Below are 15,138 nucleotides of genomic sequence, written 5' to 3' on the forward strand. Positions count from 1 at the left end.
CGCGATGACGCCAATCGACGCCAAGCGCCCGCTGCAGCTCAATGATCAGGGCCAGCTGCGCCACTTCCTCTCGCTCGACGGTTTGCCCCGCGAACTGCTCACCGAGATCCTTGACACCGCCGACTCCTTCCTGGAAGTCGGTGCCCGGGCCGTGAAGAAAGTCCCGTTGCTGCGCGGCAAGACCGTGTGCAACGTGTTCTTCGAGAACTCCACCCGTACCCGTACCACCTTCGAACTGGCGGCCCAGCGCCTGTCGGCCGATGTGATCAGCCTGAACGTGTCGACCTCCTCGACCAGCAAGGGCGAGACCCTGTTCGACACCCTGCGCAACCTCGAAGCCATGGCCGCCGACATGTTCGTGGTGCGCCACTCCGACTCCGGGGCCGCGCACTTCATCGCCGAGCACGTGTGCCCGGAAGTTGCCGTGATCAACGGCGGTGACGGCCGCCACGCGCACCCGACCCAGGGCATGCTCGACATGCTCACCATCCGCCGCCACAAGGGCAGCTTCGAGAACCTGTCGGTCGCCATCGTCGGCGACATCCTGCACTCACGCGTAGCCCGCTCCGACATGCTGGCGCTCAAAGCGCTGGGCTGCCCGGACATCCGCGTGGTCGGCCCGAAAACCCTGATCCCGATCGGTATCGAGCAGTACGGTGTGAAGGTGTACACCGACCTCGCCGAAGGCCTGAAGGACGTCGACGTGGTGATCATGCTGCGCCTGCAGCGTGAGCGCATGGCCGGCGGCCTGCTGCCCAGCGAAGGCGAGTTCTACCGCCTGTTCGGCCTGACCACCGCGCGCCTGGCCGGGGCCAAGCCCGATGCCATCGTCATGCACCCGGGCCCGATCAACCGTGGCGTGGAAATCGAGTCGGCGGTGGCCGACGGCAAGCACTCGGTGATCCTCAACCAGGTCACCTACGGCATCGCCGTGCGCATGGCCGTGCTGTCCATGGCCATGAGCGGGCAGAACGCGCAACGTCAATTCGACCAGGAGAACGCCCAGTGACCATCAGTATTCTCGGCGCCCGGGTCATCGACCCCAACAGCGGCCTGGACCAGGTCACCGACCTGCACCTGGACGGTGGCCGCATTGCCGCTATCGGCACCGCCCCGGCCGGGTTCAGCGCCACCCGCACGATCCAGGCCGATGGCCTGGTCGCCGCACCCGGTCTGGTCGACCTCGGCGTGTCCCTGCGCGAGCCGGGCTACAGCCGCAAAGGCAACATCGCCAGTGAAACCCGCGCCGCCGTTGCCGGCGGTGTCACCAGCCTTTGCTGCCCGCCGCAGACCAAGCCAGTGCTGGACACCTCGGCCGTGGCCGAACTGATCCTCGACCGCGCCCGCGAGGCCGCCAACAGCAAGGTCTACCCGATCGGCGCCCTGACCAAGGGCCTGGAAGGCGAGCAGCTGGCCGAGCTGGTGGCCCTGCGCGACACAGGCTGTGTGGCCTTCGGCAATGGCCTGAAGGAAATCCCCAACAACCGTACCCTGGCCCGCGCCCTGGAATACGCCGCCACCTTCGACCTGACCGTGGTGTTCCACTCCCAGGACCGCGACCTGGCCCACGGCGGCCTGGCCCACGAAGGTGCCATGGCCAGCTTCCTCGGCCTGCCGGGCATCCCGGAAACCGCCGAGACCGTGGCCCTGGCGCGCAACCTGCTGCTGGTGGAACAGACCGGCGTGCGCGCGCACTTCACCCAGATCACCAGCGCCCGCGGCGCACGACTGATCGAACAGGCCCAGCAGCTTGGCCTGCCGGTTACCGCCGACGTGGCGCTGTACCAGCTGATCCTCACCGACGAATCGCTGCGTGAGTTCTCCAGCCTGTACCACGTGCAACCACCGCTGCGTACCACCGCCGACCGTGACGGCCTGCGTGCGGCAGTGAAGTCGGGGGTGATCCAGGCGATCTCCAGTCACCACCAGCCGCACGAGCGCGACGCCAAGCTGGCCCCGTTCGGCGCCACCGAGCCTGGCATCAGCAGCGTCGAACTGCTGCTGCCGCTGGCCATGACCCTGGTTCAGGACGGCCTGCTCGACCTGCCAACCCTGCTGGCCCGCCTGAGCAGCGGCCCGGCGGCGGCCCTGCGCCTGCCGGCCGGCGAGCTGAAAGCGGGTGGCGCGGCCGACCTGGTGCTGTTCGACCCGCAAGCCTCGACCGTGGCCGGCGAGCAATGGTTCTCGCGCGGCGAGAACTGCCCGTTCATCGGCCACTGCCTGCCGGGTGCGGTACGTTATACCTTGGTCGATGGGCACGTCTGCCACGAGGCCTGAGTAACCCCTGTGGGAGCGGCCTTGTATCGCGATAGGGCCGCAAAGCGGCCCCAGCAATCTATGCATGATGCCGAGAACCTGGGGCCGCTGCGCGGCCCTTTCGCGACGCAAGGCCGCTCCCACATTGACCGCGTACAACCTTGAGCCTGCACCGACCATTCATCCCCCACGGTTGAAATCCTTCCCCCCACCCCCATATGAGTCTGCATCAGGCACTTTCGCCCCGCTGCGTGGAGACTCTCCCCTTGACCACCATCGTTTCTGTCCGCCGTAACGGCAAAGTCGTCATGGGCGGCGACGGCCAGGTATCCCTCGGCAACACCGTGATGAAAGGCAACGCCAAGAAGGTGCGCCGCCTGTACCACGGCCAGGTCATCGCGGGCTTCGCCGGCGCCACCGCCGATGCGTTCACCCTGTTCGAGCGCTTTGAAGGCCAGCTTGAGAAACATCAGGGCCACCTGGTCCGCGCCGCCGTGGAGCTGGCCAAGGAATGGCGTACCGACCGTTCCCTGAGCCGCCTGGAAGCCATGCTGGCCGTGGCCAACAAGGACGCCTCCCTGATCATCACCGGCAACGGCGACGTGGTAGAACCCGAAGACGGCCTGATCGCCATGGGTTCCGGCGGCGCCTACGCCCAGGCCGCTGCCCGCGCCCTGCTGGACAAGACCGACCTCTCGGCCCGTGAAATCGCCGAGACCGCCCTGAACATCGCCGGCGACATCTGCGTGTTCACCAACCACAACCTGACCATCGAGGAGCAGGACCTGGCCGAATAATCAGTTGTTCTGGCGCCCCGCTGCGAGCGGGACTTTTCCACGCTGATTCATTCCGCCCGAGGACCATTTTCATCATGTCCATGACCCCCCGCGAGATCGTCCACGAACTCAACCGCCACATCATCGGCCAGGACGACGCCAAGCGCGCCGTGGCCATTGCCCTGCGCAACCGCTGGCGGCGCATGCAGCTCCCCGCCGAGCTGCGTGCCGAAGTGACCCCGAAGAACATCCTGATGATCGGCCCTACCGGCGTCGGCAAGACCGAAATCGCCCGCCGCCTGGCCAAGCTGGCCAACGCGCCGTTCCTCAAGGTCGAGGCCACCAAGTTCACCGAAGTGGGCTACGTGGGCCGCGACGTCGAGTCGATCATCCGCGACCTGGCCGATGCCGCGCTGAAGATGCTGCGTGAGCAAGAGATCATCCGCGTGCGCCACCGCGCCGAAGACGCCGCCGAAGACCGCATCCTCGACGCCCTGCTGCCGCAGGCGCGGGTCAGCAGCTTCGCCGAGGAGGCCGCACAGACCAGCACCGACTCCAACACCCGTCAGCTGTTCCGCAAGCGCCTGCGCGAAGGCCAGCTGGACGACAAGGAAATCGAGATCGAAGTGGCCGATGCCGTGGGCGTGGAAATTGCCGCCCCGCCCGGCATGGAAGAAATGACCAACCAGCTGCAGAGCCTGTTCGCCAACATGGGCAAAGGCAAGCGCAAGGCGCGCAAGCTGAAGGTGAAAGAAGCGCTGAAGATGGTTCGCGATGAAGAAGCGAGCCGCCTGGTCAACGAGGAAGAGCTCAAGGCCAAGGCCCTGGAAGCGGTCGAGCAGCACGGCATCGTGTTCATCGACGAAATCGACAAGGTTGCCAAGCGTGGCAACGTTGGCGGCGCCGACGTGTCCCGTGAAGGCGTGCAGCGCGACCTGCTGCCGCTGATCGAAGGCTGCACCGTCAACACCAAGCTGGGCATGGTCAAGACCGATCACATCCTGTTCATTGCCTCGGGTGCGTTCCACCTGAGCAAGCCGAGCGACCTGGTGCCGGAGCTGCAAGGCCGCTTGCCGATCCGCGTAGAGCTCAAGGCCCTGACGCCGGAGGACTTCGAGCGCATCCTGCAGGAGCCGCACGCGTCGCTGACCGAACAGTACCAGGCCCTGCTCAAGACCGAAGGCCTGAACATCGAGTTCCTGGCCGACGGCATCAAGCGCCTGGCCGAGATTGCCTACCAGGTCAACGAGAAAACCGAGAACATCGGTGCCCGCCGCCTGCACACCCTGCTCGAGCGTTTGCTCGAAGAGGTGTCGTTCAGTGCTGGCGACCTGGCCAGCACCCATGACGAAGCGCCGATCCAGATCGACGCGGCGTATGTGAACAGCCACCTGGGTGAGCTGGCGCAGAACGAAGACCTGTCGCGCTACATCCTGTAAGACCGCACGGGGCCGCTTTGCGGCCCCCTTGCACAATGGCCCGAATCTCCCGAAGCTGTGCACTATCAGCTCCCGAGAGATTCCAGCCATGGCCCGCCTGCCCACCGCCATCAACCTGCACAAAGCCTCGAAAACCCTCAGCCTTACCTACGCCCCCGGCGAGGTCTACCACCTGCCCGCCGAATTCCTGCGCGTGCATTCCCCCTCCGCCGAGGTCCAGGGCCACGGCAACCCCATCCTGCAGTTCGGCAAGATCAACGTCGGCCTCATCGGCCTGGAACCTGCCGGCCAATATGCACTGAAACTGACCTTCGACGACGGCCATGACAGCGGCTTGTTCACCTGGGAATACCTCGAACAGCTGTGCCTGCGTCAGGATCAACTGTGGGCAGAGTACCTCGACGAACTGCACAAGGCCGGAAAGTCCCGCGACCCCGCCGAGTCGGTGGTTAAACTCATGCTCTAGCGCAAGGCCTGCGGGGTTTAGAGCGCATTTTCTAAAATCATCTGTTTGAATGCCTTACAGACAGCCCAGTGACGGGCTGTCTTGCGCATTACATGAAAGTCGGGTAACCAATGGGGGGTGGCAAGTTCCCTGCATCAAATTGCAGGTAGTCAGAACCCTCGCAGCACCGCTGTTCCTTATCACTGGTAACCCGAGTAGCAGTACCGGGCTCAGCACTGTGCACCCGCCACAGCAACCGGTACTCGTCTCAGGACAACGGAGCGTCGTAGATGAGTAACAAGAACAACGATGAGCTGCAGCGGCAGGCCTCGGAAAACACCCTGGGGCTGAACCCGGTCATCGGTATCCGTCGCAAGGACCTGTTGAGCTCGGCACGCACCGTGCTGCGCCAGGCCGTGCGCCAACCGCTGCACAGCGCCAAGCATGTGGCCCACTTTGGCCTGGAACTGAAGAACGTACTGCTGGGTAAGTCCAGCCTTGCCCCGGAAAGCGACGACCGTCGCTTCAATGATCCGGCCTGGAGCAACAACCCGCTTTACCGCCGCTACCTGCAAACCTACCTGGCCTGGCGCAAAGAGCTGCAGGACTGGATCGGCAGCAGCGACCTGTCACCTCAGGACATCAGTCGCGGCCAGTTCGTCATCAACCTGATGACCGAAGCCATGGCACCGACCAACACCCTGTCCAACCCGGCAGCGGTCAAACGCTTCTTCGAAACCGGCGGCAAGAGCCTGCTCGATGGCCTGTCCAACCTGGCCAAGGACCTGGTCAACAATGGCGGCATGCCCAGCCAGGTGAACATGGACGCCTTCGAGGTGGGCAAGAACCTGGGCACCAGCGAAGGTGCCGTGGTGTACCGCAACGATGTGCTGGAGCTGATCCAGTACAGCCCCATCACCGAGCAGGTGCATGCCCGCCCGCTGCTGGTGGTGCCGCCGCAGATCAACAAGTTCTACGTGTTCGACCTGAGCCCGGAAAAGAGCCTGGCGCGCTACTGCCTGCGCTCGCAGCAGCAAACCTTCATCATCAGCTGGCGTAACCCGACCAAAGCCCAGCGCGAATGGGGCCTGTCCACCTACATCGATGCGCTCAAGGAAGCGGTCGACGCGGTGCTGGCGATTACCGGCAGCAAGGACCTGAACATGCTCGGTGCCTGCTCCGGCGGCATCACCTGCACCGCGTTGGTGGGCCACTATGCCGCCCTCGGGGAGAACAAGGTCCATGCCCTGACCCTGCTGGTCAGCGTGCTGGACACCACCATGGACAACCAGGTCGCGCTGTTCGTCGACGAGCAGACCCTGGAGGCCGCCAAGCGCCACTCCTACCAGGCCGGCGTGCTCGAAGGCAGCGAGATGGCCAAGGTGTTCGCCTGGATGCGCCCCAACGACCTGATCTGGAACTACTGGGTCAACAACTACCTGCTCGGCAACGAGCCGCCGGTGTTCGACATCCTGTTCTGGAACAACGACACCACGCGCCTGCCGGCCGCCTTCCACGGCGACCTGATCGAAATGTTCAAGAGCAACCCGCTGACCCGCCCGGACGCCCTGGAAGTGTGCGGTACGCCGATCGACCTGAAGAAAGTGCAGTGCGACATCTTCAGCGTTGCTGGCACCGCCGACCACATCACCCCATGGCAGTCGTGCTATCGCTCGGCGCACCTGTTCGGCGGCAAGATCGAGTTCGTGCTGTCCAACAGCGGCCATATCCAGAGCATCCTCAACCCGCCAGGCAACCCCAAGGCACGCTTCATGACCGGTGCCGATCGCCCGGGTGACCCGGTGGCCTGGCAGGAAAACGCAACCAAGCATGCCGACTCCTGGTGGCTGCACTGGCAAAGCTGGCTGGGCGAACGTGCCGGCGAGCTGAAAAAGGCACCGACCCGTCTGGGCAACCGAGCCTATGCCGCCGGCGAAGCCGCCCCGGGCACCTACGTTCACGAGCGTTGAGCTGCAGCGCCGTGGCCCCTGCGGGGTGCCACGGTGTTCATTTCACCCAAGAGTCACGTGCATGCCGCAACCCTATATCTTCAGGACCGTCGAGCTGGATAACCAGTCCATCCGCACCGCCGTCCGCCCGGGCAAGCCGCACCTGACGCCGCTGCTGATCTTCAACGGCATCGGCGCCAACCTGGAGCTGGTATTTCCATTCATCGAAGCACTGGACCCGGACCTGGAAGTCATCGCCTTCGACGTACCCGGGGTTGGCGGCTCGTCCACGCCACGCCACCCCTACCGCTTCCCCGGGCTGGCCAGACTGACGGCACGGATGCTCGACTACCTCGACTACGGCCAGGTGAATGCCATCGGCGTGTCCTGGGGCGGCGCCCTGGCCCAGCAGTTCGCCCACGATTACCCCGAGCGCTGCAAGAAGCTGGTACTGGCCGCCACTGCCGCCGGTGCGGTGATGGTGCCGGGCAAGCCCAAGGTGCTGTGGATGATGGCCAGCCCACGGCGCTACGTGCAGCCGTCGCATGTAATCCGCATTGCGCCGACGATCTATGGCGGCGGCTTCCGGCGGGACCCGGACCTGGCCATGCAGCATGCCGCCAAGGTGCGCTCCGGCGGCAAGATGGGCTACTACTGGCAGCTGTTCGCCGGGCTTGGCTGGACCAGCATCCACTGGCTGCACAAGATCCAGCAGCCAACCCTGGTGCTGGCCGGCGACGACGATCCGCTGATTCCGCTGATCAACATGCGCCTGCTGGCCTGGCGGATTCCCAATGCCCAGCTACACATTATCGACGACGGCCATCTTTTCCTGATCACCCGGGCCGAGGCTGTCGCCCCGATCATCATGAAGTTCCTCCAACAAGAACGACAGCGCGCCGTCATGCACCCTCGCCCGGCTTCAGGTGTGTGAGGGCGATTTGGGGCCCTGTGGGAGCGGGTTCACCCGCGAAGAATCCAGCCCGGTGTATGGCACCGGCTTCGCCGGTGTTCGCGGGTGAACCCGCTCCCACAGAGACCCTGCTGGATCAGTGAGTATGTTCAGTCATGAGGCACCAGGTCAGGACGAGGGAGTGTTGCCATGAAAGACAAACCGGCCAAAGGAACGCCAACGCTTCCCGCCACCAGCATGAATGTGCAGAACGCCATCCTCGGCCTGCGCGGCCGTGACCTGATTTCCACGCTGCGCAACGTCAGCCGCCAAAGCCTGCGCCACCCGCTGCACACCGCCCATCACCTGTTGGCGCTGGGTGGCCAGCTGGGCCGGGTTATGCTGGGTGATACACCGTATCAGCCAAACCCGCGCGATCCGCGCTTCAACGACCCGACATGGAGCCAGAACCCGTTCTACCGGCGTGGCTTGCAGGCCTACCTGGCCTGGCAGAAGCAGACCCGCCTGTGGATCGAGGAAAGCCACCTGGACGATGATGACCGGGCCCGTGCGCACTTCCTGTTCAACCTGATCAACGATGCCCTGGCGCCGAGCAACTCGCTGCTCAACCCACTGGCGGTCAAGGAACTGTTCAACAGCGGCGGCCAGAGCCTGGTACGCGGCGTGGCCCACCTGCTCGATGACCTGCGCCACAACAACGGCCTGCCACGCCAGGTGGACGAGCGCGCTTTCGAAGTGGGTGGCAACCTGGCCGCGACTGCAGGCGCCGTGGTGTTCCGCAACGAGCTGCTGGAGCTGATCCAGTACAAGCCGATGAGCGAAAAACAGCACGCCCGGCCACTGCTGGTGGTGCCGCCACAGATCAACAAGTTCTACATCTTCGACCTCAGCCCGACCAACAGCTTCGTCCAGTACATGCTCAAGAGCGGCCTGCAGGTATTCATGGTCAGCTGGCGCAACCCCGACCCGCGCCACCGCGAGTGGGGCCTGTCCAGCTATGTGCAGGCCCTGGAAGAAGCGCTTAACGCCTGCCGTAGCATCAGCGGCAACCGCGACCCCAACCTGATGGGCGCCTGCGCCGGCGGCCTGACCATGGCCGCGTTGCAGGGCCACCTGCAGGCCAAGCACCAACTGCGCCGGGTGCGCAGTGCCACCTACCTGGTCAGCCTGCTGGACAGCAAGTTCGAAAGCCCAGCCAGCCTGTTCGCCGACGAGCAAACCATCGAGGCCGCCAAGCGCCGCTCCTACCAGCGTGGTGTGCTGGATGGCGCCGAGGTGGCGCGGATCTTTGCCTGGATGCGGCCCAACGACCTGATCTGGAACTACTGGGTCAACAACTACCTGCTCGGCAAGACACCACCGGCCTTCGACATCCTTTACTGGAACGCCGACAGCACGCGCCTGCCCGCCGCGCTGCATGGCGACCTGCTGGACTTCTTCAAGCACAACCCGCTGACCCACCCCGCCGGCCTGGAGGTATGCGGCACCCCCATCGACCTGCAGAAGGTCGAGCTGGACAGCTTCACCGTGGCCGGCAGCAACGACCACATCACCCCGTGGGACGCGGTGTACCGCTCGGCCTTGCTGCTGGGGGGCGACCGGCGCTTCGTGCTGGCCAATAGCGGGCACATCCAGAGCATCATCAACCCGCCCGGCAACCCCAAGGCCTACTACCTGGCCAACCCCAAACTGTCCAGCGACCCGCGCGCCTGGTTCCACGACGCCAAGCGCAGCGAAGGCAGCTGGTGGCCGTTGTGGCTGGAGTGGATCACCCCGCGCTCCGGCCCGCTCAAGGCACCGCGCAGCGAGCTGGGCAATACCACCTACCCACCGCTGGGCCCAGCGCCGGGTACTTACGTGCTGACCCGATGAGCATGCCGACTGGATGAAGACTCGCGACCGTATCCTCGAATGCGCCCTGCAACTGTTCAACCAGCAGGGCGAACCGAACGTATCCACCCTGGAAATTGCCAACGAACTGGGTATCAGCCCCGGCAACCTTTACTACCACTTCCACGGCAAGGAGCCGTTGGTGCTGGGGCTGTTCGAGCGCTTTGAAGAAGCGCTGATGCCGTTACTCGACCCGCCGCTGGAGGTACGCCTGGACGCCGAGGATTACTGGCTGTTCCTGCACCTGATCGTCGAACGCATGGCGCAATACCGCTTCCTGTTCCAGGACCTGTCGAACCTGACCGGGCGCCTGCCCAAACTGGCCCGCGGCATGCGCGGCCTGATCAACGCGCTCAAACGCACGCTGGCGGCATTGCTGGCCAGTCTCAAGGGCCAGGGGCTGGTGGAGAGCGATACCCAGGCGCTGGGGCAACTGGTGGAGCAGATCACCCTGACGCTGATGTTCTCGCTGGATTACCAGCGGGTGCTGGGGCGTGAGGGGGATGTAGGGATTGTGGTGTACCAGGTGATGATGCTGGTGGCGCCGCATCTGCAGGCCCAGGCACGGGGGGCGGCGGAGCAGTTGGCGGTGCGGTATCTGGAGGGGTAGGCCTGACAGGAATGTACTGCAGCAGCCGACGCATTCGCGGGTGAACCCGCTCCCACAGGGTACGGTGCAGTACCTGTGGGAGCGGGTTTACCCGCGAAGAAGGCGACGCGGTATCAGATCAGGGTACCGGTGCCTGTCTGTGCCGAAGGCGGGTTGCTGGCCGGAGCCGCGGTTGGTGCCGGAGCTGCGCTAGCGGCCGGAGCGGCGCTGGCCGCTGGAGCTGCCGGCTTGGCGGCTGCCGGCTTGGCCGGTGCTTTCTTCACTGCAGGCTTCTTAGCCGCGGCCGGCTTGGCCGCTGCCGGTTTCGCTGCAGGCTTGGCTGCTACAGGTTTGGCAGCAGGTTTCGCCGCTGCCGTTTTAGCTGCCGGCTTGGCCGCCGCGGTTTTCGCCGCAGGCTTGGCCGCTGCGGTCTTGGCCAGTGGCTTGGCCGCCGCCTTGCTTGCAGCCGGTTTGGCCGCAGCAGTGCGCGACGAAATCGGCGTAACCGAAGCACCGGTCAATTTCTCGATCTGCTTGGTCAGGCTGTCCACCTGCTGGTGCAACGCCTTGATCTCGTTGCGGCTCGGCACGCCAAGGCGCGAGATGGCACTGTTCAGGCGCTTGTCGAAGGCTTCTTCGAGTTCGCTCCACTTGCCCAGCGCACGGTCCTTCACGCCCGACACACGGGAAGTGGTCGAAGACTTGGCGCTTTCCGCCACATCTTCAGCGGTCTTCTTCGCCTGCTTCTCGGCTTTCTCGCCATCCTTCACCAATGAGTCGAACAACTTCGGGCCATCCTGGTCGATCTTCGAATAGATACCCAGCCCTGCCAGCCAGATCTTGCGGGAGTACTTCTCGATCCCGCCGACCCAGGAGCTGCCTTCTTTCTCGGAATTCTTCTTGCCAGCCATCCTGCTCTCCTTATGGTTTGTGCGCGACGCGCTCGAGCAGCTCGTGCAGCTGTTCAAGCTTGATGGACAACGCCTCAACGTCATGTTTAGACGGAATGCCAAGGCGATTCAAGGCGCGACCGACCCGCGCGTCGAAAGCTTTTTCGATTTTGTCCAGTTGAACTTCGACCTTGCCACGTACGCGGCTGACCTGCTGGGTCGCTTCGTCGATCTGGTTGTTGGCGGCATCGAGCTCTTTGTCGATACGCTTCTTGCCGCGCTTCTCGACGCCTTCACCGGCCTTGACCAGCTCATTGAAGTAGTCGGAGCCTTCCTGGCCCACGCGCGCATAGGCGCCGATGCCCGCCAGCCAGATCTTGCGCGCGTAGCCACGCACCTCGCCCAGCGTGCCCGGGGCGTCGTCCTTTTTCTTCACAGTCACTTTGGCCATGCTCTGTACCTCATGCTCATGAGTGGAGGAGAAACCGCCCATGGAGGTTGGGCTTGAGCACAAGGTAGAGAGGGAAATTAGAATCTTCACCCTAAGGTGAACGAGCATGGCCCGAAGGGATCAGGCCAGCGCTTTGTCCAGCGCACGCTCGATCTCGCCCTTGATGGTGCCGCTCATCATCGACAGCATCATACCCAGCTTCAATTCCACGCAGATGCGGTCATCGAAGATGTGCACGCTGCCATTGGCACCGCTACGTGCCACGTCGACCCGGTCACCGTTCCAGGTGGCCTTGAGGTCGTACTCGCGGGTCAGTTTTTCGACCAGCGCTTCGGCCTTGGCACGGGCGGCATCGCGGCCGAGGGAATGTTTGCGTTCGACGCTGATCTGGGTCATGCGGGCGTTCCTGAAGATGTAGACATAATTGGCATTATGCCCGCCCCTGCCCGCTGGCACACCCCGCCAAGACAAATCCGCCCGTTCGCCCTAGAATGGCGGTAATTTTTTCCGGTGAAGCGATATGAACGACCAGCGCAAAGGCGACCACGCCGAACCCACCACGCATTTCGGTTATCAAAACGTCCCTGAAAGCCAGAAGGCGAAGAAAGTCGCCGAAGTGTTCCACTCGGTAGCGGCCAAGTACGACCTCATGAACGACGTGCTTTCCGGCGGCATGCACCGCCTGTGGAAGCGCTTCACCATCGAGCTTTCGGGCGTACGGGCCGGCAATCGCGTATTGGACATCGCCGGCGGTACCGGCGACCTGGCCGCCAAGTTCTCGCGGCTGGTCGGCCCGACCGGGCAGGTAGTACTGGCCGACATCAACGAATCGATGCTCAAGGTCGGCCGTGACCGCCTGCTCGACCGTGGCGTGGCCGGCAACATCGAGTTCGTCCAGGCCGACGCCGAGAAACTACCGTTCCCGGACAACCACTTCGACTGTGTGACCATTGCCTTCGGCCTGCGCAACGTCACCCACAAGGACGAAGCCATCCGCTCGATGCTGCGCGTGCTCAAGCCGGGCGGTCGCCTGCTGGTGCTGGAGTTCTCCAAGCCGACCAACAAGCTGATGTCCAAGGCCTACGACGCCTACTCGTTCGCCTTCATGCCGCTGGCCGGCAAGCTGATCACCAATGACTCGGAGAGCTACCGTTACCTCGCCGAGTCGATCCGCATGCACCCCGATCAGGAAACGCTGAAGGCCATGATGGTCGAGGCCGGTTTCGACCGTGTCACCTACCACAACATGACCAGCGGCATCGTTGCCGTGCACCGGGGGATCAAGCCCTGATGCTGTTGGCCGGGCTACTCGCCAGCGTCGAACATGGCCTGAACCGCGTCCTGCGCATGGACAGCACGGCCCTGCCGCGGCTGGCCGCACTGGACGGCAAGGTCATCGAGATCGACTGCCGCCAGCCGGCCCTGCAGGTGTTCATTCTGCCCGATGAAGAGGGCTTGATGCTCGCTGCCCACTGGCAAGGAGAGGTCGACTGCAGCCTGCGCGCGCCCGCCGGCAGCCTGGTGCAACTGGCACTGGCCCAGGACAAGACCTCCGTGCTGCACAGCCCGCAGGTCGAACTGCATGGCGACAGCGCCGTGTTGCTTGACCTGTTCGGTGTGCTGCAGGACCTGGAGCTGGACTGGGAGCACGAGCTGCAACGCTGGCTCGGCCCGGTCGCCACGGCGCTGCTGGCCGGCCACATCCGCCTGCGGGCACGCTGGACCCGCCAGGGCCTGGCGCGCTTCAGCCAGAACCTTTCCGAGTACCTGGCCGAAGAGTCCCGTACCCTGGTCGGCAAGCGCGAAGCCGAAGCCGCCTTCAGCGAGCTCGATGCCCTGAAGCTCGATACAGAACGTCTCGAGGCACGCCTCAAGCGCCTCTCCCGATCCCTTGATACCAGCGATAACGCATGAAGCTGCTCGCCGTCCGCCGTCTTTTTCGCATCCAGCGTGTGGTGATCCGCTACCGTCTCGATGACCTGCTGTTCGACCTGCCGCTGCCCTGGTGGCTGATGAGCCTGCGCCTGCTGATGCCGTGGCGCTGGCTGCCGCGCAAGCCGAGCGAGCTCAGCCGTGGTGCGCGCCTGCGCCTGGCCCTGCAGGACCTGGGGCCGATCTTCATCAAGTTCGGCCAGTTGTTGTCCACCCGTCGCGACCTGCTGCCCAACGACATTGCCGATGAGCTGATGCTGCTGCAGGACCGCGTGCCGCCGTTCGACCCCAAGCAGGCCGTGGCGCTGATCGAGGCACAGCTGGGCGCCCCGGTAACGCAACTGTTCAGCCGCTTCGACGTCGAGCCACTGGCCTCGGCCTCTGTGGCCCAGGTGCACGCTGCGCGCCTGAAAAGTGGCGAGGAAGTGGTGGTCAAGGTGGTGCGCCCAGGCCTGAAGCCGGTGATCGCCCAGGACCTGGCCTGGCTGTTCCTGATCGCCAAGGCCGCCGAACGCGCCTCGGCCGACGCCCGCCGTCTGCACCCGGTGGAAATCGTCGGCGACTACGAAAAAACCATTTACGACGAGCTTGATCTGCTGCGCGAAGCGGCCAACGCCAGCCAGCTGCGGCGCAACTTCGAAGGCTCCGAGCTGATGTACGTGCCCCAGGTGTACTGGGACTTGTGCCGCCCCAAGGTGCTGGTGATGGAGCGCATCTACGGCGTGCCGGTGACCGACATGACCACCCTGGCCGACCAGCGTACCGACATGAAGCTGCTGGCCGAACGGGGCGTGGAAGTGTTCTTCACCCAGGTGTTCCGCGACAGCTTCTTCCATGCCGACATGCACCCCGGCAACATCTTCGTCAGCACGGTCAAACCTTGGAGCCCGCAGTACATCGCCATCGACTGCGGCATCGTCGGCAGCCTGACCGCTGAGGACCAGGACTACCTGGCACGCAACCTGATCGCTTTCTTCAAGCGTGACTACCGTCGCGTCGCCCAGTTGCACATCGACTCGGGCTGGGTGCCGGCGCATACCAAGGTCAACGAGTTCGAAGCGGCGATCCGCACCGTGTGCGAGCCGATCTTCGAAAAACCGTTAAAAGATATTTCCTTCGGCCAGGTGCTGATGCGCCTGTTCCAGACCGCCCGGCGTTTCAACATGGAAGTGCAACCGCAGCTGGTATTGCTGCAGAAGACCCTGCTCAACATCGAAGGCCTGGGGCGCCAGTTGTACCCCGACTTGGACCTGTGGAGTACAGCCAAGCCATTCCTCGAACGCTGGATGCGCGACCGCATGAGCCCCAAGGCCATGCTCGGCAACATCCACAGTCAGGTCGAGCAACTGCCGCACCTGGCCGACATGGCCCGCGACCTGCTCGAACGCCTGTCGCAACCGCACCTGCACGATCCACAACTGCCGGAGCGCCGCCGCCAGGGCGACCGCTGGGCGCTGCGCCTGCTCGGCGCCGGCCTGCTTGGCGGTGGCGCGGTACTGGCCGCTGGCGCCGCCGCAGCCGCCAGCCTGGCCGCCCCTGCTGCTTGGCCGGCCTGGCTGATGCTGGCCGCTGGCCTTTACCTGATCGTACGCCAATAGCCAGCCGTGG

At 64.4% G+C, this 15,138-nt stretch carries 15 protein-coding genes; 12 read left to right on the plus strand and 3 right to left on the minus strand.

The window, feature by feature from the left end; all coding sequences use genetic code 11:
• The first annotated feature begins 4 nt into the window (after nucleotides 1-4).
• The 9 genes from CAY82_RS01690 (at nucleotide 5) to CAY82_RS01730 (ending at nucleotide 10,278) form a co-directional block, all read left to right on the plus strand.
• Complete coding sequence (locus tag CAY82_RS01690; protein ID WP_046613439.1) at nucleotides 5-1,009, plus strand: aspartate carbamoyltransferase catalytic subunit; 1,005 nt, start codon at nucleotides 5-7, stop codon at nucleotides 1,007-1,009.
• Complete coding sequence (locus CAY82_RS01695) at nucleotides 1,006-2,277, plus strand: dihydroorotase (protein WP_087499671.1); 1,272 nt, start codon at nucleotides 1,006-1,008, stop codon at nucleotides 2,275-2,277. Before CAY82_RS01690 ends, CAY82_RS01695 begins: the two co-directional genes overlap by 4 nt.
• 245 nt (nucleotides 2,278-2,522) lie before the next feature.
• Nucleotides 2,523-3,053 (plus strand): ATP-dependent protease subunit HslV, encoded by a 531-nt coding sequence (gene hslV / locus CAY82_RS01700; protein WP_063912003.1) that lies wholly within the window; start codon nucleotides 2,523-2,525, stop codon nucleotides 3,051-3,053.
• Between the two features lie 74 nt (nucleotides 3,054-3,127).
• The gene (hslU, locus tag CAY82_RS01705; RefSeq protein ID WP_015272084.1) at nucleotides 3,128-4,471 is read left to right on the plus strand and encodes an ATP-dependent protease ATPase subunit HslU; all 1,344 of its coding nucleotides are present in this window, start codon (nucleotides 3,128-3,130) and stop codon (nucleotides 4,469-4,471) included.
• An 88-nt stretch (nucleotides 4,472-4,559) separates the two neighbouring features.
• Nucleotides 4,560-4,937, plus strand: a complete 378-nt coding sequence (locus tag CAY82_RS01710; RefSeq protein WP_087499672.1) for a gamma-butyrobetaine hydroxylase-like domain-containing protein — start codon at nucleotides 4,560-4,562, stop codon at nucleotides 4,935-4,937.
• 269 nt (nucleotides 4,938-5,206) lie between these two features.
• On the plus strand, nucleotides 5,207-6,886 hold the full coding sequence (gene phaC, locus CAY82_RS01715) for a class II poly(R)-hydroxyalkanoic acid synthase (protein ID WP_087499673.1): 1,680 nt from the start codon (nucleotides 5,207-5,209) through the stop codon (nucleotides 6,884-6,886).
• A gap of 61 nt (nucleotides 6,887-6,947) precedes the next feature.
• The gene (phaZ, locus tag CAY82_RS01720) at nucleotides 6,948-7,799 is read left to right on the plus strand and encodes a poly(3-hydroxyalkanoate) depolymerase (RefSeq protein ID WP_087499674.1); all 852 of its coding nucleotides are present in this window, start codon (nucleotides 6,948-6,950) and stop codon (nucleotides 7,797-7,799) included.
• A 168-nt stretch (nucleotides 7,800-7,967) separates the two neighbouring features.
• On the plus strand, nucleotides 7,968-9,650 hold the full coding sequence (gene phaC / locus CAY82_RS01725; RefSeq protein WP_087499675.1) for a class II poly(R)-hydroxyalkanoic acid synthase: 1,683 nt from the start codon (nucleotides 7,968-7,970) through the stop codon (nucleotides 9,648-9,650).
• A 13-nt stretch (nucleotides 9,651-9,663) separates the two neighbouring features.
• A complete protein-coding gene (locus CAY82_RS01730; protein WP_087499676.1) occupies nucleotides 9,664-10,278 on the plus strand; it encodes a TetR/AcrR family transcriptional regulator in 615 nt (204 codons plus the stop codon).
• Between the two features lie 113 nt (nucleotides 10,279-10,391).
• On the opposite strand, the gene CAY82_RS01735 is transcribed toward CAY82_RS01730, so the two are convergent.
• The 3 genes from CAY82_RS01735 to CAY82_RS01745 form a co-directional block, all read right to left on the minus strand.
• Nucleotides 10,392-11,168 (minus strand): phasin family protein, encoded by a 777-nt coding sequence (locus CAY82_RS01735; RefSeq protein ID WP_087499677.1) that lies wholly within the window; start codon nucleotides 11,166-11,168, stop codon nucleotides 10,392-10,394.
• 10 nt (nucleotides 11,169-11,178) lie between these two features.
• Nucleotides 11,179-11,598: a phasin family protein gene (locus CAY82_RS01740; protein WP_087499678.1), complete on the minus strand. Its 420-nt coding sequence runs from the start codon at nucleotides 11,596-11,598 to the stop codon at nucleotides 11,179-11,181.
• Between the two features lie 120 nt (nucleotides 11,599-11,718).
• Entirely contained in the window at nucleotides 11,719-11,994 is a 276-nt protein-coding gene (locus CAY82_RS01745; RefSeq protein ID WP_087499679.1) for a polyhydroxyalkanoic acid system family protein, read from the minus strand.
• A 124-nt stretch (nucleotides 11,995-12,118) separates the two neighbouring features.
• On the opposite strand from CAY82_RS01745, the gene ubiE reads away from it, so the two are divergent.
• The 3 genes from ubiE to ubiB are packed head-to-tail and all read left to right on the plus strand — an operon-like array spanning nucleotide 12,119 to nucleotide 15,128.
• On the plus strand, nucleotides 12,119-12,889 hold the full coding sequence (gene ubiE / locus CAY82_RS01750) for a bifunctional demethylmenaquinone methyltransferase/2-methoxy-6-polyprenyl-1,4-benzoquinol methylase UbiE (protein WP_087499680.1): 771 nt from the start codon (nucleotides 12,119-12,121) through the stop codon (nucleotides 12,887-12,889).
• Complete coding sequence (locus CAY82_RS01755; RefSeq protein ID WP_087499681.1) at nucleotides 12,889-13,512, plus strand: SCP2 domain-containing protein; 624 nt, start codon at nucleotides 12,889-12,891, stop codon at nucleotides 13,510-13,512. The genes ubiE and CAY82_RS01755 overlap by 1 nt, the downstream gene beginning before the upstream one ends.
• Complete coding sequence (gene ubiB, locus CAY82_RS01760; RefSeq protein ID WP_087499682.1) at nucleotides 13,509-15,128, plus strand: ubiquinone biosynthesis regulatory protein kinase UbiB; 1,620 nt, start codon at nucleotides 13,509-13,511, stop codon at nucleotides 15,126-15,128. Before CAY82_RS01755 ends, ubiB begins: the two co-directional genes overlap by 4 nt.
• Nucleotides 15,129-15,138: the final 10 nt, after the last annotated feature.

It is taken from the genome of Pseudomonas sp. SID14000 (assembly GCF_002165135.1).
Classification (GTDB): domain Bacteria; phylum Pseudomonadota; class Gammaproteobacteria; order Pseudomonadales; family Pseudomonadaceae; genus Aquipseudomonas.